We start from the raw sequence: 19,326 nt of genomic DNA on the forward strand, positions 1-19,326 counted from the left end.
ATAAGTTAGGAGTTTTGATTCAATCAGCTAGAGCAAAACCTTTCATTATATCATAAATTTATTTTGCAAGAGGTCTAATGCACCCACCACTAAAGCTTTTTGCGTGTTGGCGTAGATCAAATCCTATTGACGAGCTTTTGGAACAACTTTAGCAATCAAAGGAGTAGCGCGGTTACACTACTTTAACTCTGGCTCAAGCTGCTTTCTTTACGAACTTTTATCGCTTCATTCGCTAACACCTCAACGGGAATTTGCTGTTGCTCTAATAATGGCTTAAAAGAACCATCTACAAATAAGCCAACTAGACAGCTATCTCGATAGGTTTGGCAATATTTATTAGGCAAAGCTCTGCGCTACCAGGCTTACCGCTCTGGTCGAAAAATAGTATTTTCATCTGTTTTTTAACCGGACAAGTTTTCCATATATTCTACAGGAATTACGCGATTTTTCAAGTGTGAAACTATCTGTAGTGGTAAAACTTGCAAAATAGGAAAACTATATATAGCAATCCTAAATCATTCTCATAATTATTGTAGGGGCAATCCGACCCCTACTCCCCGTGGTTGCCCGATAGATAGGGGGTAGGCACGGGGAGTAGGGGTAGCACTACCCCTACAAATTTATCTGAATCATTTAGGATTGCTATAGTGAAAAATGTAGATTAATTGCATCAGGTTTGGCATATTTACTATGCCAAAAATTGGAGCGAATCAACCAAAGCCGTTCCCAGAGTCGCTGTTCGGGTTCAGCTAAATTAGTGAGTTTTACGCCGGAGTTTGACTGAGTTTCTGGTAGGCCTACTCCACACAATTCAACTCGATCTTGACTGGCTGCTAATTGATGCGTAAGCTCATATATATCAATCCTAAATCATTTGCATAATTATTGTAGGGGCAATCCCACGCCCGGTTGCCCGATAGATAGGGGGTAGGCACTCTTAGCACTACCCCTACAAATTTATCTGAATCATTTAGGATTGCTATACATATCGATCCAAGCGTACTCGCTCAGGCTGTGTTTCGCATCTTGACGGCTTATTAATTCTGTAATTTACAGTGTGTGTGATGAAACACCTTATCTGTGGGTTTGCGCGAAAATATTGACTGTGAATTCATTATTTTATACCTTATTTTTATTGTTTGTCTTAATGTTCCGAACTAAAAAATAACCTTTAGTAAAGTGATAATAAAGCTTGTCCCCTTGCCCTCTGCACTTTCAACCGCAAGTGTCCCTTTATGGGCTTCAATAATACTCTTTGCTAAAAATAATCCTAATCCCCAGCCGGTTTGCTCCTGGGCACAAATGGTTCGACGAAATTGTTGAAATAGGATGGATTGAGCGTCTATGGCGATCGGATTGCCTTCATTATGGATAGTAAGGCTGACCTGCGTTTGGGTTTGCTGGAGCGTGAGTGTAATCGGCGTAGTAGCATTACCATATTTCACAGCGTTAATTGCTAAATTTTCAATCACCCGCCGTATTTCTTTGCGGCTGCAAAAAGTCCTGATATCAGGGTCAGAAACCACAATAAACCGCTCTCCATAGGCGAATCTCAAATCGTTTACTACCTCTTGGACTAGCATCTCAAAATCGCATTCTTCAAATTCAATCTTTAAGCTCTGCCCTGCCCGTAGCCGACTCGCATCTAGCAGATTTTGAATCATCGAATCCAGCCGATTGATCGCACTGAGCATCCTCGTCGCCACATCCCTATGGCTGTCTCCTGTTTCAAGCCGCCGCAGAGTTAGTTGAGTTCCCATTTTTACGACATTGATGGGATTTCTGAGGTCGTGAGTTAGCGTCACCATAAATAATTCTTGAATATCTCGCAGCGTTTCGGAGAATTGAGTGGCGGCGTCATTAACGACTTGCTCGATGGAGCCGATAATAATGTCTCGATCCTGCACTCCTAAAGGTGCTTCTTCTTCTAAAACTTGAAATATTACTTGACGGAGGAGGTGATACTCGAAAATGAGGTGAGTCATGGAGTAGTCAGCATACCCCGCCCGTTCATGCCCATGCAGCTTGCCAATCCGCGTACTTTCTACCTCGTCGGCTGTGATTCGGGCAGGTGTCCTGACAATTCTGTTTGAGAGTTCATCTACCAGTTGGTTTAAGTACAGAGGTAGGGAATCTTGCAAGACAAGAGAATTTTGATGCGTTGATGCACCCACTTCATCACGCGCCCGCTTCTCCCACATCCCCATAATTTTTTCAGCATTTTCTTTAAGACGGTCAGACGCTTCGTTCGACATCGATTCTGATTTTCTGCATGAGTGGCTCTTGAGAAAGCATTATACAGGACTTTCCAGATAATATAAGTGAAGTACCCCCCGGAAGCCGAGTTTCAGCAAGAAACTCGGCTTCTGGAGGGTACTTTATAAAGGTGAAATTTGCTGTGATTAAGGAATTAAACCCGCCATGATATTAATACTCCTCCCTACAAGTGCGGTATTCAAGAAAGATGAGAGAATGCTAGAGCAATCAAGCTCATCGCCTCAGCGCGAGCTACTCTGTACATCTGAAACTTGAGTAGTCATGCCAAGAACAAAAGAAGAGTTTGCGTAGATTTTTGAGGTAAGGTCATGGTCGATAGGATTTAGTGATTTTTACGTACTTATTGAAGTTTCCACGCAATTAGACCAACAAGTACAATCAGACCTAATGCTCTACGAAAGTAATTAACGCCTTGAAATAATTCTTCCCAAGCCCAAGTAAACAAAGAGCCAAAGGCTACTAGCTCCAACCCTAAATTAATTTTACCTGTTGTAACTATGAGCGTTAATAAACTAGCTACCATCCCGACACTCAGTGGTAGATTTGGCATCTGAGCTATAACAATTTTGCCTTCGCTGTCCCGGAATGTGCGATCGAACAATGTGTTTTCCATGAGTTTTTCGTGTCAATGTAATAAACAGAACTAGGTTAACAGTAAATACTCCAGACTGTTTGGGGAACGATACTACAGGGAGCATCTCAATGAAAGCAGCCCAGCTAGAAAATGGAGTTTTGAGGCAGGAGACTGTCTTGCTGCGAGGCAGAAGGAAAGAGTCAGAAGGAAGGAGCCAGAAGAAGTATTTTTACAAATATGAGAGGCTCCCGATACTACAAGCTTTACCGAGCCAGGATCATAAAAAAGTCAAATTAAATGCCAGTCAGGAGTGGAGATGAGATTCATTTAATTATCCGCAGTGGCTCAAAATTTTATAAAATAAGCCATTAAGCCCTAGAAAAACTGTCCGCCCTCATGAACAGTTCAACATTTGGTTTCTCCTTGATAAAGTTTGTTTTCTTGATTTCCCATCCGCAATTTATTCGGGTTATGTTTGCCCTCCTTACTCAAGTTTTTTTCGTTGAGTGTTTATAGGGTATTTTCATAGTAAAAGTAAAAAAAATAAATATCCTCTTTCGCTTGGAATAGTTTAGATTACAATATTATCTATAATTGGACAGACATAATCTTTTTTATACTATCGCATCGAGAGCGATCGACCTCATGCTCAAATCAAAAGTCAGCAATTCACAGCTCTCAACCTTTTCGTGAAGCAGGCTTGAACCTCTGTTACCAGTGCAGTAATTTCTGTTTGCAGAGCTTGAATAGATTTTGTACCCGCTATTTCTGCTCGATCGCTCTCAGCATCCTGACTCAGAAAAAATGTAGCCAGCATGGCTGTCAAATAACTGCATACGCGATCGCACACAACGCCAGCAAAAAACAAAGCACCCCTCCTTGGGCTGGTTTCGGAAAGTAATCAGAGCCGATCGTGCTCATCAACATTCCCGTCAACCACAGCGCAGTGCCATAGTCATTAATGCCACCAGTACCATTAGGAAGTTCGCGCTCAAACGCATTAATGCCAGCCGCGCCAATTAGAGTGACGCTCGCTATCAGTTCAGAACCCCCATTTTGAAGCTAGTCCAGGCTTCAGGTGATTCAGCACACGCACCATACAACCGCTATATTTAAGCCGTCAAGATAAGTAATTGGACAGAATTAATTACACACTGATTTTTTGCTGATTCTTTACTAGACAAGGCTTGTAGCCCAAATTTTTGTGTAATTAATTGTGTCCTACTACTTAGTAAAAAAGTCCTGCTTATTTACCATTTTTTTGACCAAATGGCTCGAAACCCGCCACTTCTGCCAGCGTATAAAGTGGCCGATCCTTCACCTCCTCATAAATCCGCCCCACATACTGACCCAAAATCCCAATACTCACCAACTGCACCGCACCCAAAAAGAAAACCGCCATAATCACAATTGTCAAACCAGTTAATGCCGAACCCGCAGAGAAAAGACGCCAATACAAAACCAAAAAAGCCATCAAAACAGACACGAAAGCCGAAAATAAACCCAAATAAATCGACAGTTGCAGAGGAACTTTTGAAAAAGACACTAAACCGTTCATCGCCAAAGCAAAAGATTTACTGAAGGTATACTTAACATCGCCAGCAAAACGCGGATCGCGTTCAAACTTAACCGCCGTTTGTTTAAAACCAATCCATGCCCGCAGTCCCCGAATGTAGCGGTTGCGTTCAGGCATCGCATTGAGTACGTCCACCACGCACCTATCCATCAAACAAAAATCTCCCGTATCTGTGGGAATATCAACATCAGCAAGATGGCGCAAAATGCGATAATACATATAAGCTGGCAACCGCTTAAACCAACCTTCTTGACGGCGTTGAGTGCGCTGAGCGTACACAACTTGATAGCCCTGCCGCCACTGTTCTACCATATCCATAATTAGCTCTGGCGGGTCTTGCAAATCGCCGTCCATGATGACTACAACTTGACCTCTAGAAAAGTTTAAACCAGCAGTTACAGCTATTTGATGACCGAAATTGCGGGCAAAACTGAGGTAACAAATTCGCGAGTCTTTTTCGTGCAATTCTCGCAAAAGTTCGAGAGAGCGATCGCGACTGCCATCATTGATTAAAATTAATTCTACTGGGCCGTCCATTCGAGCCATCACGGCACTAATTCGCCGGTAAAGTTCAGCTAAATTTTCTTCCTCGTTATAGATGGGAATTATCAAGGAATACTTAGGTCTATCGTTCATCGCAGTTGCTGTAAGGAAATTGGGTTGTCAACTGTTAAATCAAATAAATCAAAAGGTTATTTTTTCACAAACACACTCAGTGGATCCATTGACCATTTTTGTAGGTATGTTTGATTTTTTACAACCATCTCTTTTCCTTGTCGGTCGTCATTTTTTGTAGCTGAGTAAAGTATGGCACAAGGGGTAAAACTTTTGTAAGGTTCCGAGTTGAGCTTTTGCTGGACAACAGGATCGATAGTGGAAATGTGCTCGATGCGAGGTGCTGGTTTTCCCGACTCTGCAAACATTACCCACAAGGGATATTCCCAGACATTTTTAGCCCAAAATGACAGTCCTATATTCGTGCAGTTTTTAGATTTAACAAAATCTACTGCTGTATTGTAAGCAACCTCGATGTTCGGCCGACTTGCAAAGTAAAGCTCATGTCTGCTGCTATTAAAAATGTTACTATCTCCAAGGAGAGGTCGAAAGTTGTTGTGAAAAATCCAAGGTAGCGACATAACCATCAGAATCGCCACCAGATAATTCGCTATTTTATGATTTGATAATTCCGATACGGCTAATCCAAATAGTGGGGAAAATAATACAAATATTGACATGTGATGTCGGCTGTGCCAAGGCTGCAATTTCAGCAGAAGACACAGCAGTAAAAATGCCATTATTACAGCACTTAAATAGGTTAATACTATTTTTGTTTTTCTCCAACTTGGGGTGTTAAGTATAAGTGGGATTGTGGCCAAGGTCAGCCAGAAGTGGATGGGATTTGTAGCTGTGTTTTCATTAAATGACGGTGTAGCGATCGCAAATACTTGTCCGGGAGGCCAAGTGATGCGCGGGTCGTTTGTAGCTACGCCCAATATTCTGTGCAGGAGGTTGATACCTCCCACAATTATACCATTAATTCGGGAAATCCTCGTACCGGCTTGCATACCTAAATTTCTAATTACATTTGACAGGAAAGTTTGCAGGGTAAATACTTCTATTTTATATTCTTTAGTAAAACTTTGAGGTGCTCCGATCGCATAACCGAATAAATCGTAATTTCGCCAAAAGTGACCGACATTTAAAACAAAAGCCACCGTGGCTATAATCAAAATTGGTTGCAGCATTTTTGCCCGAAAACTTTTAATTCCTCCTACAATAAACCAAACAATAAAAGGCAAACAAAATATATAAGCTGTCGTTTTTGTCAAGAGAGCTAGACCCAAACTAGCACCAATTTTAAAAGTATTAAACCCCGTAATTCCTGCGGAGAGTCCTGCTAAACCGCAGCAAACAAAACAAACTACCCAGAAACATACAGCATAATCGTTTTGAGTGCTAGAACCCTGGAGGATACCCATTGGCAAAGTCGCAGCAAAAACAGCAGCAAAAACTTGACCGCGCAAATTAGCGCCCAGTTGCTTAGCAATTAAAGAAACTGCGATCGCGCTTCCCACCATACTCAACCACTGTACCAAATTAGCAAAGCGATCGCCCCTGCTTAAAATCTGAAAGTGCATAATCGCAAACTCAGCCCAAGGCGGGTGATACAACTGTGGCACATAAGAAGTGGGATAATGCTCGACACTACGGTTTTGCATCCAGTGCACAACCCGGCTCATGTGATAAGTCATAGAATCCCAATTGTTAGGCGGTGCAACTACAGCAATCAAGCCCACCGCAGCAAAAATAAATAATACACCGCCTAGCAACCCCAGTAAGAAATTCGGAAATTTCTCATCTTGATTTTTCTCCACAATTGGCTGGACAATTTTAAATTTTAGATAAAAAATCAACAACAAAATATCTACTACCAACCACAGCCCGAACACCCACTCAAAAGTCAGCAACCTAAATAAACTAAAAATTTCAGTAGATAAAGCAACAATAACTCCCGCCACAATTGCTGCGGACAAAATAGCGCTACGCCAACAATTATCTATTTTCTGAAATATGAGAAACAAAATGCCCAGAGCCACCAATGGAATCAAGCCGAATATATCTGTTATCATAGATTGGGAGCCTGAATTTAAGACAGGACGCTCAGCGCGGGAAGGCTAAAACCCAGGTTTTATTGTTAATTCCTGGTTGTCTTTACCTACTGTTTTAGAGTATAAACCATGTAGTTTGCGTAAGTCCTCTAACAATTACCATCATAACGGAGAGATAAACAAATCATGGCTAATTCTAACTATCTTTGGCAAGCCAATCAAGACTTAAGCGAAGCTTGTCTTCAACATCCCTTTGTCAGAGGCATTGCTGACTGCAGCCTCCCCCAAAATAGTTTTGCATATTACGTTGCACAAGACGCATTTTTTCTGGGAGCATTCGCTCGCGCTTACAGTATCGCTGCGGCAAAAGCACCCGACTGGGATGGGTTTGAAATTCTCCACAATCTCGGCAGCGGTGTTTTAGAAGAACTTCGTTTGCATCAAGGATATGCAGCCAAATGGGGTGTAAACTTGCAAGAGGCAAAACCGGGAATTGCTACCCGCCGCTACACAGATTTTTTATTAGCGACAGCCTGGGGCAGTGGTGTAGGTTTGACAGTAGCCGCCATGACTCCTTGCTTGCGGTTGTATGCTTTTTTGGGACAGCAGCTAGCTAAACCTAATATACCGGAACACGCCTTTAGCGACTGGATTTTCACCTACAGTAGCCCGGAGTTTGAGATTTTAGCAAAACGGCTGGAAAGTTTGGTCGATCGCTACGCAGAAGCTGGACCGGAAGTAGAAGCAACCTATCGCTACGCCATGCTGTGTGAAAGAGACTTTTTTCAGGCAGCTTGGGCAATAGAGTAAATTAAGTTTGGGCAAAAGATATTAAGAGCGATCGCCCCTAAGCTACCCACAGCCAACTAGCAAATCTCACTGAAAAGCGCAGCAGAAATATACCAAACAATCCCATCAACCCGTAACCCCAACGAGGCCTAGCCGCCAATAACAAGCCAACACCTATTGACAGCGACACAATACCGTAAGCGTAGCGCTCTACCGAGTGTAAAGCTCTCGAAGTAACCAGCAGGGCCAAAGAGCAAAAACCGAAGCAAATGATTGTAATGCTCAACCTTTTTCGTAAATACCACAACAAAAAGCCACCGCCAAAAACCATCCCAACTTTAGTAGCAACGTAAGTAGCACCGTAGAAGCTGAAACTGAACAACTGCTTCAATATCTCCCACCAAGTAGGCTGAGGCCAGTGTTTTTGGATGTGAATAAATGCTAAAGGATCTCCCAAATTAATAGCACAATATAAAATAAATGAAAAAAACCCGATCGCGCTAGCAAAACCCGCAGCATAAGCGAGGGGAGGTCTTTTTTCCCTCCAAGCTGTCAGCAAAAAAGTAGGTATCAGGACTACTCCTGGCCCTCTAGTAGCAGTCGTCAAAGCTCCCCAAAAAGCCGCCCAAATATACTCGCCCCTCTCAAAAGCTCGTAAAGCCGATGCTGTCAGGAACAAAAACAATCCTTCTGTGTATATGACAGTGCAAAATAGTGAGAACGGACACCAAGCTAGCACAGCAGTTGTCCACTTTGCTGCACCAGCATCGTATCGCTCCTCCACCCAAAAGTAGACCACGGCTAAGGCACCCAGAAAGGCCAAACTATTGATGAGTACCCCTGCTACTTCCACTTGCATTCCCAGAGTCGTCAACCCACGCATCAGCAAAGGAAACAGGGGATAAAAAGCCACATTATGCTGCTGCCCGTCATCTGCATAGGTGTAGCCTAAATTAGCGATTTGGGTGTACCATTTACCGTCCCAGTGCGAAAACAGTTCCCAGCCACTTTTGGGAAGGAAGCCACTGACAAAACTTAGAGGGGCCCAATCCTCTGGCGGGAGGGAGGCTAAAGGAGCAATTATCTGCATCCCGATCGCAATTACCGATCGGCTCAGAAACCACATAGCAATTACAAAAATTAGCCCGTCCCTGCTTTTGGAGCGCGGACGGTGCGGAATTACTTCTAACCCTAAATCAGTATTTGTCATCGCTAAAACAGCGCAAGACTGTAGATTTAAAATTAAAGTATAGTCCGCTGCGAGCGAGATCGCCAAATATATACGTAAGTACAGCCGTACTGCTAATTTTAACGTCCGAGTTTATTGGGAATCCCTTCGCAGCCGCCGGGAATAGTCTCTCTCGACTTCGAGCCGCACCAAGCGCAGCAGTAATAGCGCTGATCCTCCGACAGCCGCTTGACAGCGGTGAAATCAGCGCGTTCAACCACAGCGCCGGTATGTTCGCCCGTTTGATAGTTGGGAAATTCGGTACGGCTGCGGGGGGATGCAGTTTGTGCCGAGCCGTAGAATAATGCGGCGGCTCTCATGTCGGCGCGAGCGAGATTGGCGTCGTACAAGACAGCGCGCGAGAGGTTGGCTTTCACTAAATCGCACTTGCTGAGATTGGCGCGGACGAGGTTGGCTTCGCTCAAATCCGTCCACCGCAAATCAGTGCCAGCCAGGTCAGCACCCGCTAACATCACATTGAGATCGATAACGCGGATACCGTGATCTCTGTCTTCAGCGTAGCCGCCGTCGCCGTCAAGGATGGGGCGGCCTAAAAGCCGATCGCGCTTCAGCGGAGTAACCAATCTCGACTGCGACAAAAACCGCAGAATTTTAGCTTTACCTTCAGCATCTACACTGCTCATAATTGCAGCGGTGCGGCCTTCTGCGATCGCCCTTTCCTGCGGCCAGTCTTCCAAGAACCCTTGTTCGTCAAGGGCTAAGTCCGAAACCCCTTGAAAATAAGCATCAATTGTTTGCTGCTGCGTAATTCGATTTTGCTGAATCGTCAAATCTTTCGAGATCACGTACTGCCGCCAAGCCACGTAAACGCCCAAAATTGCGATCAAAATTTGGCCCAAAGCGCCGATCAGCTCGCCGAGAGCCCCGATGGCGTCCCAGTTGATTTGGATGTTGCGGCTTCCCGGTTCAGTATTAGTACCGCTGAGCATCAGCAGGCCAACAATCCCAGCTAAAAGCCCGAAGCAGGCGACGATCAGCGTGCGCCAAGTCGGCGGAATTACCTGCGCCCAGATTTTGCCCCAACTCGGCCACATCAGCCGCAGCGATATGCCGATCGCACCGACAGCGCCCATTAAGCCCAGCCAAATGTTGTCATTGGCGAGTCCAAAAATCATCGCTGCGATCAACCCCAGCGTCAGCACTGACCCCGACTTTTCAGTAGTCGTTTGTTCCGGCTGCTGGGGCAAAAAAACCTTGCGAGTAGGAGGCGGCGGCACCGGTTTTTCCGGTTCAGCAGTAGCGACGATTGTCCCTGATTCTGGTGGCACAGTAGGGCTCGCACCGTTCTGACTTTCTACAGTCACGTTAGACTCAGGGCGATTGGGTTGAGAAGAGTTGTTTTCTGGTGTCATGCGTTGAAGCAAATTCTAATTTTGGTCGGTCACTAAAACGATTTTAACCAACGCCGGACAATTCTAGAGAGCATTAAAATAGAAAAATCTACCAATTGCACTCAAAAAGGTAACATAATATGACACTGGTGCTGCCCAATCTGCAAGGCAAACAAATGGGTCAAGTTCTTACAACAATCACTGTAACGAATCGCATCGATCAAGTCCTAGCTGAGCGGGGGTTCATTCCTGCGGGTGAAATTCGTTCATTAACTCTCGATAAAGTTTTAGTAGATACCGGAGCCACTCTGCTTGCCTTACCAGCTTTCATTATCAGCCAGTTGGGTTTAAGCCAGCTTGGAGAAACCAATGTAGAAACTGCTGCGGGAATCAGAAAAGGGCGGATTTTTCAAGATATAATGCTGGAACTTGAAGGGCGACAAGCAGTGTTTGACTGCCTTGAAATGCCCGAAGGAGTTGATGCGGTTTTGCTGGGCATGATTCCGATGGAAAGGCTAGGCTTAGAACCAGATTTAAAAAATCAACGGCTGCGAGTATTGCCGATGAATGAAGAACAAACATATCTGATGGTTTAATATTCTAGCGGACGAAACAGCCCAAAGATGTACCATAAAATCCACTCAAAGAGGTAACATAATTATGACACTCGTACTCCCCAATCTGCAAGAAAAACAAATGGGTCAAGTTCTTACAACAATCGCCGTCACGAATTTCATCGATCTAGTTATGGCTGAACGGGGATTCATTTCTGCTGAGGAAGTTCGCTCTGTGACGATCGATAAGGTAATTGTCGATACCGGAGCGACACTGCTTTCCCTGCCAGCTCTCATTATTAGCCAAATCGGTTTAAAACAAGTAGGAGAAAGAGATGTAGAAACATCGGCTGGCATCACAACAGGTCGAATTTTTGCCGGCGCTCAAATTATTGTAGAAGGGAGAGAAGGGAGATTTGATTGTTTAGAATTGCCCGAAGGCGTTTCTGCTGTTTTGCTGGGCGTGATTCCAATGGAAGAACTAGGATTAGAACCCGATTTGAAAAATCAACGGCTGCGAGTATTGCCGATGAATAATCAGCAAACATATCTGATGGGTTAGTCGATCGGCGTTTACCGCACCACAAACCTCTGGGCTGTGATTCCTCTCATGTCCAGTCAATCGATTTTAGATTTTAGATTTTAGATTTTAGATTTTAGAATTGAAGCATTGACCCGACGGATAAATTCGGGGGGCAAGTTTCTCGGATACAGATTTTTTATTTCTCCACGGCTGAATTCGGGGGCTTGTATCCTGGATGCTTTCGGTCGATTAGCCGCAATCAAAAATGTTTGTAGTGAGGACTAAAATCCTGATAAAAAATTGAGGAATAAATTCCTCATTACCAAGTAATTTTATTTATTTATGAGATGTTATATATTATTAACGGCGGGAAAAATAAATAGACCCAAAAACCCATTTTTTAGGTAGATGTAAGTTTTTTGGCCTACATCTAGCGAGCAGAATAAGCCTTGAGCAAATACACGCCAACCGTCGCAAACATCAAAACAATTATTCCTAAAAGTACCTCCATACTCAACCTTTGAGCATTGCCCAAAGCGACAAGAATTTGCTGCCGCACCACAAACGCCAACAGCCAGCAAATCTCCGCCTTCAGCCAAACCAAAAGGCCTCGCCCCAACAGATATTGCCGGCGAGCGTTCTCAGAAGTAATCCGTACCGGATAATTAAAAGTATGCGGATAGCGCGATACCGCAGTTAAAACCGCAAAAATAATCGCAGCCACAGCCGGCACGATCCAAATCGTCACCTTGTCGCCCCAAGCATCAGCCACCCCCCCCAAGCCGAAATGAATCGGAATTCGATCGGGCAAAACCGCCCAAAACTTGACGATGAGCAAAACAGCCAGCAAAATCGCGATCGCACCTAAAAGCTCTACCGCCACTAAAACAGGCGAAAGCCCCAGAGAAATAACCGGTTGTTGGTTTGGTGCGTTTCCAGTCATGGCTACTGAAAATTAGATTAATATTGAAAATAATAGTATTGGTTCCAATTTCATTCCCCAACAGCTTTCGTTGGGGGTTTCCAAACATCCCGCGAGGTTCTATGACGGCTCAGGTCTTGATTGAAAAGAAAAAGTTAGAAAAACCACCCCTAACAATACACACATTAGGCGATCGCGTCCTCCGGCAGCCAGCCAAGCGCGTCAAAAGCGTCGATGCAGAAATTCGGCAGCTAGTCCGAGAAATGCTGCAAACCATGTACAGTGCGGATGGCATCGGTTTGGCCGCCCCCCAAGTCGGAGTCCACAAACAAGTAATCGTGCTCGACTGCGACCCGGAAAACCCTGCCACACCCCCAATGGTTTTGATCAACCCCACCATCAAAAGTAGCAGCAGCGATATCTGCATCTTGCAAGAAGGGTGTTTGAGCATTCCGGGAGTTTATTTAGAAGTCAAACGCCCAGAAGTCATTGAAGTCTCCTACCGCGACGAATACGGCCGCCCACAAACCCTGATAGCAACAGAGTTACTGTCGAGGGCAATTCAGCACGAAATGGATCACCTCAACGGAGTGCTGTTTGTAGACAGAGTAGAAAACAAGCTGGCACTGAATGAAGCATTAGTCAAGCAGAAATTTTCGCCAAAGGCAGTAAAATCAGTATGATGGCAGGAACTCCGAAAAGTGGTTTACTATTAGCTCTTTCGTGCATCACGGCGATCGCGGCAGTCGGCTCCATCTTTGAGCTGTCATCGGGAGAAGCTCAACTTGGCAATTTAGTCACGGGCATCATCCTCGCCCTGAGCGTACCGCTAACTGGCATATTTTTCTATGCAGCCGTTCAGGATGCCAGGGCAAATCTATAAGCAGAGTTATTAGTCATTAGTCATTAGTCAGCAGTAATTAGTAATTAGTCATTAGTCATTAGTCAGCAGCTAATAACCAATAACTGTGGAATAAAGATTGCTCAAAAATAACATCAGCTAACAGCTCGCGAGCTCATGATTAATGACTAATGACTAAGCTGTTGGGCATCTAAATTGTATTTTTTGGGCGGGCTTTCTGGCCCACCCCACAAGACTTTTCTTAAATTTGACTATACAATTTAAATGCACTTGGGCTTAATGACTAATGACTCATAACTCATGACTAATGAAATCGGATTTCTGCGACAAGTGCCAGCCAAAGACGCTGTGGGAACCCCAGTATCCAAGTACCAACTTTCTGAAGAAGGGGAATTGGTCATCGGACGCGATCGCAATTGTCAAATAGCTTTAGAGTCGATCGCCCACGGCATGGTTTCCCGTCGCCACGCCACGATCCGTCCCCTAACTCAGGGTACTTTGACGAGATGGGAAATTTGCGACCTCAACAGCGCTAACGGAACTTATATCAACGGAAAAAAGCTCTCTGGCTGCCAAACTTTAGAAACAGGCGATCGCATCAGTCTCGGCCTTGACGGCCCTGAATTTATATTTGAATCTCCCGTAACCCCTTACCAAAATCAACCCGGATTAAGAGCACCACAAACGGGCAATTTTGCTGGTAGCGAAAAAGACGCTCTCACTTTAACTCAATTATTCCCGATCGCCTCGACTGGCAAACAATTAAGCCAAAAAGCTTACTTATATCCAGGTATTGCCACAGTTATTGTTGTCGTGTCGATGTTTGTCGCGGTGGGAAATTCTGCAGCATTCAACTTGCTGCTGTCAGCTTACCTCGCCGGTGCGGCTTACTACTTTATCTATCAACTGTGCGGCAAACACAAACCTTGGTGGGTATTGCTTGGTTCGGCGTTAGCTACAGTCCTGATTGTGATCAGCCCCTTATTGATTGGATTTATATTCGTATTTAGAGAAATTTTACCCGGTCGCCTGCCAACTGAAGGCGAAACAATCAGTTTTTTGCCTTTTTTGACCAGAATGTTTTTCGGGGCGGGTCTGATGGAAGAATTGCTGAAAGCCCTGCCCGTTTTGGGAGCGATGTTACTGGGAAATTGGCTGAAAAATCCCTGGCGCGATCGAATCGGCGTTTGGGAACCTTTAGACGGAATTCTGTTAGGAAGCGCTTCGGCAGTCGGCTTTACACTGTTAGAAACTCTGGGACAGTACGTTCCCAATGTCATCCAAAATGTCACCCTGCAAGCAGGGCCAGACGCCGGACAATTAGTAGGATTGCAGTTGCTAATTCCCCGCATTTTGGGTTCCGCCGCCGGACACATGGCTTACAGCGGCTATTTGGGATATTTTATCGGTTTGAGTGCCCTCAAACCCAGGAAGCGCTGGCAAATTTTGGGCGTAGGTTATTTCAGCGCTTCCGCACTTCACGCTTTGTGGAATGCGTCAGGAGCAGCCAGCGTACTTTTGCTGGCGTTGGTGGGAGTTTTGTCCTATGCGTTTTTGGTAGCCGCAATTTTGAAAGCCAGAGCTCTGTCTCCGAATCGAGAGCAAAATTTTGCAACTCGAATATTTTCTGAAAAGTGACTGCTGAGTGCTTAATTGTTAAGGTGCGATCGCACCTCAAACTGGCATTTTTTTCTTGTGTTTTAACCAGGTTAAACCTGCCAATGCTAAAGCTGTGCCCCCAACGGCGATCGGTTCGGGAACTGGTTCGGCTGCGGTATCCACTAGAGTGTAAGAAACATTGGCAGAGTCGATATTCTGTCTATGTACATCTGGCATACTGTTCATGGGCGTAATATATACCTCCTTATACCCTAACCACCAAGATCCCCCAATAATACTAATACCCCTATAATGCTGCACGTAGGTGTCCATCTGCCAAGATGCGTAGCCCATGATATTGATGTAATCAGGCCCTCCTGGTTCGTGTGGAGGAACGATTAATTCTCTCGTCCGTCTGTCGTGGCCGCCTGCTTGCAGTCCGCGAAACACCCCTTCATAAAATATAGCTGTAGCCCCTGCCAAATTGTAGTATTCTTTGCCTCCTAGTCCAAAAGAGTCAAGAATGAGAGGAGTGTATAATCTTCCCTCGCTTACAGGAATTAGTTGAAAAAGTATTGGGTTAACCGAGGAGTTCTCCACTTTGAAAAAACCGCTACCTCCACCATTTTCAATATCGAAATTGTAGGTTAGTACGGCGGCTTGTGCTTTGTCTACTCCTACCACTGACACGGCTGAAAACAAACTTAAAATTGTGCTAGCGATCGCACTTCCTAATCTGAGCCTTTGTTTTTGACACATTGTTTTTTATTAAGCTTTACGTAAGTCTAGTTTATTTGAGTGAGCGATCGCCCGTAATTATCCGCATTCTTAAAGTAAATTTTTTTGAATTCCAAGATTGCGGAATGTAAATAACCGAAGTAATACGGATAAGTCATCTGTTGTATTTGTATAATTTATGACTTTCACTATTACTTTTGAACAGAAACCAGAAAAATGTTTGATCGTAATCGCCAAATATTCCGACGGGTTTGTGTTGTTGCGATGCTGCGGACGATCGTCCCGCTGCAGCTACACATTTAATAAATTTTGTCAATACGCAATTTCCATACCTTTTGTCCCAGTATTCTCCCCTTGCGTATGATTCGCTTCTGCTTAAAGGTCTGATGCGATAATCGCAACTGAACTTAGAAATTCTTCACAAATAGTTTGACTGTGGTACTATCTGGATGGCTGTGAGTAGCTGAGGGAAGCCAAGGGGCTTGATTCCTGTGGTGGTGGAGGAGAATCCAGGAGTGCTAGATAGGATGTCATTGGGATACGCAAACGTTTTCGCCCAGCGAAGTCAACCTGAACCCCTCCGCATTGGGGTAATTGGGGTTGGCAATATGGGCCAGCATCACACGCGAGTTCTGAGCTTGCTAAAAGATATCGAACTCGTGGGTGTTGCAGACATAAATGTAGAGCGGGGAATAGATGTAGCAAGCAAATACCGGGTTCGCTTCTTTGAAGACTACCGAGATTTGCTCGCCCACGTAGATGCAGTTTGCGTCGCCGTTCCAACTCGCCTGCATCACCCTGTGGGGATGTCTTGTCTCCAAGCGGGTGTTCACGTTTTAATTGAAAAGCCGATCGCGGCTAGCATTGCCGAAGCCGAATCTTTGGTCAACGCGGCTGCTGAGGCCCACCGGATTTTACAAGTGGGTCACATCGAGCGCTTCAATCCAGCTTTTCAGGAACTCGGCAAAGTGCTGAAAACTGAAGAGTTACTGGCATTGGAAGCTCACCGGATGAGTCCCTATTCCCAGCGGGCTAACGACGTATCGGTAGTTTTGGATTTAATGATCCACGACATCGACTTGCTCCTGGAATTGGCAGATTCCCAAGTGGTGAAGCTGACGGCCAGCGGCAGCAGGGCCTCAGATTCAGGTTATTTAGACTACGTGACAGCGACGCTGAACTTTGCTAACGGCATTGTCGCCACCCTGACTTCCAGTAAGGTGACGCACCGCAAACTCCGTTCAATCGTGGCTCACTGCAAGAATTCTCTGACAGAGGCAGATTTTCTCAACAACGAAATCTTGATTCACCGACAAACAACCGCCAATTACGTGACGGATTACGGTCAGGTGCTTTACCGTCAAGATGGGTTGATCGAGAAAGTTTACACCAGCAATATTGAACCGCTCCACGCAGAATTGGAGCATTTTATTAATTGCGTGCGGGGTGGAAATCAGCCTTCTGTGGGAGGAGAACAAGCTCTCAAAGCTCTGCGGCTTGCTAGTGTGATCGAGCAAATGGCTCTCGACGGTCAAGCTTGGTATCCGAAAGAGCTAGAGTCTACTTTGCAAGTTAGCTAAATCGAGACAAATCGTGTCGTTTCCGGGTGCTTTTACAGTTTGGGTTGGTTGTTCGTTGAAGAGGGTAACTGTTCCCATGCAACCGGATTCGATGTCAGTCGATTTGAGATTAGACAATTGGGCCTGAGAAGTTCGGCGAGCGCCTGCGTCGAGTTGCGCTCAATCGAACGATTTTAGACTTTAGATTGACAATCAAGCATCCAGGATACAAGCCCCCGGATTCATCCGTCCAGAAATAAAAAACCTGTATCCGATAAAGGAACCCCCGAATTTATCCGTGGGGTCAAGGCTAAAATCTAAAATCTAAAATCTAAAATCTAAAATCTAAAATCTAAAATCTAAAATCTAAAATCTAAAATCGATTGACTCTGCAGATGAATCTGGGGGCTTGAACTAAGGTTTTAACTTTTTTGCTCTCGACAACAGGAGCAATTGCTAGGATGATATTTTCCTAGACTTGTAGGTAATACTCATGACAATTGGTGTAGACTGAAGTAGCCTGCATAAAACCATCAGTAATGATGACTTGGACTTTCTCTCACTTCTCTCAAGCTTTCGCTTGAGAGCATCTCTGTAATCCTTGCGGTTCGAGGTTGGTCAAAACCAGTGAAGAATACACCTCCAAAATTTGTGCAAAATACGGTGAGAGCCATAAAAGTTAGGTGGCTCTAAAATTTTTCACTGCCCCAACTGTGGTTAGAAAACACCCAGTTTGAGTAGCGCTTTAGGGATTTTCCTTAAAGCTTTGTGGGATACCACCATGCTCTGGGACCTGTCTGATGAGTGTGCTATATTCGGATTCTCTCAGGTTGTCGGAGATTGTCTGGATTAAAAGTATCAGTTGTAGGCAAGTATCCGTCTTTAGGTGAAGTCACGATTTATGCCAAAAAAGAGCGACTATTTGACGACTGATGGTTTTGCTAACTAGCTGATTTCCTTGAGGACTGAGGTGAATGCTGTCTCGATACAAAGTTGGAAATTCAGCCGCACAATTGAAAATGGGAAGAAAATCTATGTAAGTAATTTTCTCTGTTTCTACGAGTTCGGCGAGACGCGCTCTAGCTTTGACTTCCCAGTCGCGAGGGCCCGGTCCGCCGAGTTCGCCCCGCTTGGGCGTGACGGCTAGCAAAAACTCGATGTTGGCGGATACAGCTATTTTCTGGATTTGGCGAATAGCCTCTAAGTTGCAGCCTACTACATCGCCGCTTGTGGCTCCGGGTGTTGCCAATTGAGGAGTCGGCACAGCAGGTAGCAGGTAGCGGCTCAATAACTCTAGCGTAGCCGATCGGGGTTTGTGATCCGGGTAAGATCGATCGCGCCCCACAACCAGATCACAGGGAGCCGATGCAAACAAATCGTCCGTATTGAGCAGCAAAACCAAAACCCTTGCCCCAAAAACACCGAACCGCTTGGCGTAAGCAAGTTGATTCCTCGGCCCCCAAGAATTGGCTGAGGCATTGAGAACTTCAAAATTGAAATAGTTGACTTTTGAACCTAATTGTGCATCGCTCGCCAGATGCTGTACTTGCAGTCTCAAATTCCGAGCCATAATTTCCGAGATAGTATCTGTCTGATGTGTCCACCAACCGCCGTTGGCGACAGAATCTCCCAATAGCAAGACGCGCAGAGTTGACGGATCGGGGAGGGGGGCGATCGCTCCGCTACGCATCGAATACTCGTTAATCTCAATCCGGTTGCCCAAGCGACGCACCTTCTGGTTAGGCGCCAACAAATAGCCGCACTCGGCATCGGCAATGTAAATCAAGGGATTACCCAAACCCAGCAGTACCCGCAGCAGCACTTCGATTGCTGCCCCCAATGCTGCGGTGACAGCCAAAATTATGAGAACAACTTCCACCAGTCAACCTCGATAGAGAAGGATAAACCCTGCCGACACCAAGGTATAAAAAATAATGCAACTGCAGTCAAGCTTTCAGCCCCGATTATAGTCAGCAGATTAAAGATTAAAGATTAAAGATTAAAGCATTGACTCCACAGATGAATCTGGGACAGATCCGTGATGTCTAAAATTTTTTGCTGTCGGCGACTTTTGTCTTCTAGCTGTTTAAGTAGCTAGACAAAATTAATTACATAGTTTTCTCCAAATTCTTTCAGGATTTTTTCCACAGAGGTAACAAAAGTA

Annotated in this window: 19 protein-coding genes; 8 read left to right on the plus strand and 11 right to left on the minus strand. The window is 45.0% G+C overall.

Annotated features, from left to right (window positions below; all coding sequences use genetic code 11):
• Positions 1 to 182: 182 nt before the first annotated feature.
• The 3 genes from QUA16_RS29165 to QUA16_RS29175 form a co-directional block, all read right to left on the minus strand.
• Positions 183 to 344 (minus strand): hypothetical protein, encoded by a 162-nt coding sequence (locus QUA16_RS29165; protein WP_333107899.1) that lies wholly within the window; start codon positions 342 to 344, stop codon positions 183 to 185.
• A gap of 813 nt (positions 345 to 1,157) precedes the next feature.
• A complete protein-coding gene (locus tag QUA16_RS29170) occupies positions 1,158 to 2,255 on the minus strand; it encodes a HAMP domain-containing sensor histidine kinase (RefSeq protein ID WP_333107898.1) in 1,098 nt (365 codons plus the stop codon).
• Between the two features lie 362 nt (positions 2,256 to 2,617).
• Positions 2,618 to 2,890 carry a hypothetical protein gene (locus QUA16_RS29175; protein ID WP_333107897.1) on the minus strand — a complete coding sequence of 91 codons (273 nt, stop codon included), beginning with the start codon at positions 2,888 to 2,890 and terminating at the stop codon, positions 2,618 to 2,620.
• Between the two features lie 89 nt (positions 2,891 to 2,979).
• Between QUA16_RS29175 and QUA16_RS29180 the strand changes: the two genes are divergently transcribed.
• Positions 2,980 to 3,171 (plus strand): hypothetical protein, encoded by a 192-nt coding sequence (locus QUA16_RS29180; RefSeq protein ID WP_333107896.1) that lies wholly within the window; start codon positions 2,980 to 2,982, stop codon positions 3,169 to 3,171.
• A gap of 341 nt (positions 3,172 to 3,512) precedes the next feature.
• Here QUA16_RS29180 and QUA16_RS29185 read toward each other — a convergent pair whose 3' ends face one another.
• From QUA16_RS29185 to QUA16_RS29195, 3 genes are all read right to left on the minus strand, one after another.
• Positions 3,513 to 3,719: a hypothetical protein gene (locus tag QUA16_RS29185; RefSeq protein ID WP_333107895.1), complete on the minus strand. Its 207-nt coding sequence runs from the start codon at positions 3,717 to 3,719 to the stop codon at positions 3,513 to 3,515.
• 378 nt (positions 3,720 to 4,097) lie between these two features.
• A complete protein-coding gene (locus QUA16_RS29190; protein ID WP_333107894.1) occupies positions 4,098 to 5,063 on the minus strand; it encodes a glycosyltransferase family 2 protein in 966 nt (321 codons plus the stop codon).
• A gap of 56 nt (positions 5,064 to 5,119) precedes the next feature.
• Entirely contained in the window at positions 5,120 to 7,057 is a 1,938-nt protein-coding gene (locus QUA16_RS29195; protein WP_333107893.1) for a hypothetical protein, read from the minus strand.
• Positions 7,058 to 7,222: 165 nt separating this feature from the next.
• Between QUA16_RS29195 and QUA16_RS29200 the strand changes: the two genes are divergently transcribed.
• Positions 7,223 to 7,846 (plus strand): TenA family protein, encoded by a 624-nt coding sequence (locus QUA16_RS29200; RefSeq protein WP_333107892.1) that lies wholly within the window; start codon positions 7,223 to 7,225, stop codon positions 7,844 to 7,846.
• A gap of 37 nt (positions 7,847 to 7,883) precedes the next feature.
• Here QUA16_RS29200 and QUA16_RS29205 read toward each other — a convergent pair whose 3' ends face one another.
• Positions 7,884 to 9,035, minus strand: a complete 1,152-nt coding sequence (locus QUA16_RS29205) for a mannosyltransferase family protein (protein WP_333107891.1) — start codon at positions 9,033 to 9,035, stop codon at positions 7,884 to 7,886.
• A gap of 98 nt (positions 9,036 to 9,133) precedes the next feature.
• The gene (locus QUA16_RS29210; RefSeq protein WP_333107890.1) at positions 9,134 to 10,426 is read right to left on the minus strand and encodes a pentapeptide repeat-containing protein; all 1,293 of its coding nucleotides are present in this window, start codon (positions 10,424 to 10,426) and stop codon (positions 9,134 to 9,136) included.
• 119 nt (positions 10,427 to 10,545) lie between these two features.
• Between QUA16_RS29210 and QUA16_RS29215 the strand changes: the two genes are divergently transcribed.
• Both QUA16_RS29215 and QUA16_RS29220 read left to right on the plus strand, forming a co-directional pair.
• Positions 10,546 to 11,001, plus strand: a complete 456-nt coding sequence (locus QUA16_RS29215; protein ID WP_333107889.1) for a retroviral-like aspartic protease family protein — start codon at positions 10,546 to 10,548, stop codon at positions 10,999 to 11,001.
• Positions 11,002 to 11,065: 64 nt separating this feature from the next.
• Positions 11,066 to 11,521: an aspartyl protease gene (locus tag QUA16_RS29220; RefSeq protein ID WP_333107888.1), complete on the plus strand. Its 456-nt coding sequence runs from the start codon at positions 11,066 to 11,068 to the stop codon at positions 11,519 to 11,521.
• 391 nt (positions 11,522 to 11,912) lie between these two features.
• Here the strand turns inward: QUA16_RS29220 and QUA16_RS29225 are convergent, their stop codons facing one another.
• Positions 11,913 to 12,425, minus strand: a complete 513-nt coding sequence (locus QUA16_RS29225; RefSeq protein ID WP_333107887.1) for a DUF1648 domain-containing protein — start codon at positions 12,423 to 12,425, stop codon at positions 11,913 to 11,915.
• Between the two features lie 101 nt (positions 12,426 to 12,526).
• Between QUA16_RS29225 and def the strand changes: the two genes are divergently transcribed.
• The 3 genes from def (at position 12,527) to QUA16_RS29240 (ending at position 14,904) form a co-directional block, all read left to right on the plus strand.
• A complete protein-coding gene (def, locus tag QUA16_RS29230) occupies positions 12,527 to 13,087 on the plus strand; it encodes a peptide deformylase (protein ID WP_333107886.1) in 561 nt (186 codons plus the stop codon).
• A complete protein-coding gene (locus QUA16_RS29235; protein ID WP_199292547.1) occupies positions 13,087 to 13,287 on the plus strand; it encodes a hypothetical protein in 201 nt (66 codons plus the stop codon). Before def ends, QUA16_RS29235 begins: the two co-directional genes overlap by 1 nt.
• A gap of 279 nt (positions 13,288 to 13,566) precedes the next feature.
• Positions 13,567 to 14,904 (plus strand): PrsW family glutamic-type intramembrane protease, encoded by a 1,338-nt coding sequence (locus QUA16_RS29240; RefSeq protein ID WP_333107885.1) that lies wholly within the window; start codon positions 13,567 to 13,569, stop codon positions 14,902 to 14,904.
• A gap of 36 nt (positions 14,905 to 14,940) precedes the next feature.
• Here QUA16_RS29240 and QUA16_RS29245 read toward each other — a convergent pair whose 3' ends face one another.
• On the minus strand, positions 14,941 to 15,624 hold the full coding sequence (locus QUA16_RS29245; protein WP_333107884.1) for a hypothetical protein: 684 nt from the start codon (positions 15,622 to 15,624) through the stop codon (positions 14,941 to 14,943).
• Between the two features lie 506 nt (positions 15,625 to 16,130).
• On the opposite strand from QUA16_RS29245, the gene QUA16_RS29250 reads away from it, so the two are divergent.
• Positions 16,131 to 17,183, plus strand: coding sequence for a Gfo/Idh/MocA family oxidoreductase (locus tag QUA16_RS29250; protein WP_333107883.1), 1,053 nt, complete (start codon positions 16,131 to 16,133; stop codon positions 17,181 to 17,183).
• An 871-nt stretch (positions 17,184 to 18,054) separates the two neighbouring features.
• Here the strand turns inward: QUA16_RS29250 and QUA16_RS29255 are convergent.
• Positions 18,055 to 19,041: a GDSL-type esterase/lipase family protein gene (locus QUA16_RS29255; protein WP_333109767.1), complete on the minus strand. Its 987-nt coding sequence runs from the start codon at positions 19,039 to 19,041 to the stop codon at positions 18,055 to 18,057.
• Between the last annotated feature and the right edge of the window lie 285 nt (positions 19,042 to 19,326).

The sequence above is a fragment of the Microcoleus sp. S13_C3 genome (genome assembly GCF_036700905.1).
Lineage (GTDB): Bacteria > Cyanobacteriota > Cyanobacteriia > Cyanobacteriales > Microcoleaceae > Microcoleus.

What these genes read in the sequence shown, in the direction of transcription:
- QUA16_RS29170 (WP_333107898.1), bottom strand. Translation starts at nt 2,255, where the DNA reads ATGTCGAACGAAGCGTCTGACCGTCTTAAAGAAAATGCTGAAAAAATT.
- QUA16_RS29175 (WP_333107897.1), bottom strand. Translation starts at nt 2,890, where the DNA reads ATGGAAAACACATTGTTCGATCGCACATTCCGGGACAGCGAAGGCAAA.
- QUA16_RS29180 (WP_333107896.1), top strand. Translation starts at nt 2,980, where the DNA reads ATGAAAGCAGCCCAGCTAGAAAATGGAGTTTTGAGGCAGGAGACTGTC.
- QUA16_RS29190 (WP_333107894.1), bottom strand. Translation starts at nt 5,063, where the DNA reads ATGAACGATAGACCTAAGTATTCCTTGATAATTCCCATCTATAACGAG.
- QUA16_RS29195 (WP_333107893.1), bottom strand. Translation starts at nt 7,057, where the DNA reads ATGATAACAGATATATTCGGCTTGATTCCATTGGTGGCTCTGGGCATT.
- QUA16_RS29200 (WP_333107892.1), top strand. Translation starts at nt 7,223, where the DNA reads ATGGCTAATTCTAACTATCTTTGGCAAGCCAATCAAGACTTAAGCGAA.
- QUA16_RS29205 (WP_333107891.1), bottom strand. Translation starts at nt 9,035, where the DNA reads ATGACAAATACTGATTTAGGGTTAGAAGTAATTCCGCACCGTCCGCGC.
- QUA16_RS29210 (WP_333107890.1), bottom strand. Translation starts at nt 10,426, where the DNA reads ATGACACCAGAAAACAACTCTTCTCAACCCAATCGCCCTGAGTCTAAC.
- QUA16_RS29215 (WP_333107889.1), top strand. Translation starts at nt 10,546, where the DNA reads ATGACACTGGTGCTGCCCAATCTGCAAGGCAAACAAATGGGTCAAGTT.
- QUA16_RS29220 (WP_333107888.1), top strand. Translation starts at nt 11,066, where the DNA reads ATGACACTCGTACTCCCCAATCTGCAAGAAAAACAAATGGGTCAAGTT.
- QUA16_RS29225 (WP_333107887.1), bottom strand. Translation starts at nt 12,425, where the DNA reads ATGACTGGAAACGCACCAAACCAACAACCGGTTATTTCTCTGGGGCTT.
- def (WP_333107886.1), top strand. Translation starts at nt 12,527, where the DNA reads ATGACGGCTCAGGTCTTGATTGAAAAGAAAAAGTTAGAAAAACCACCC.
- QUA16_RS29235 (WP_199292547.1), top strand. Translation starts at nt 13,087, where the DNA reads ATGGCAGGAACTCCGAAAAGTGGTTTACTATTAGCTCTTTCGTGCATC.
- QUA16_RS29240 (WP_333107885.1), top strand. Translation starts at nt 13,567, where the DNA reads ATGACTAATGAAATCGGATTTCTGCGACAAGTGCCAGCCAAAGACGCT.
- QUA16_RS29245 (WP_333107884.1), bottom strand. Translation starts at nt 15,624, where the DNA reads ATGTGTCAAAAACAAAGGCTCAGATTAGGAAGTGCGATCGCTAGCACA.
- QUA16_RS29250 (WP_333107883.1), top strand. Translation starts at nt 16,131, where the DNA reads ATGTCATTGGGATACGCAAACGTTTTCGCCCAGCGAAGTCAACCTGAA.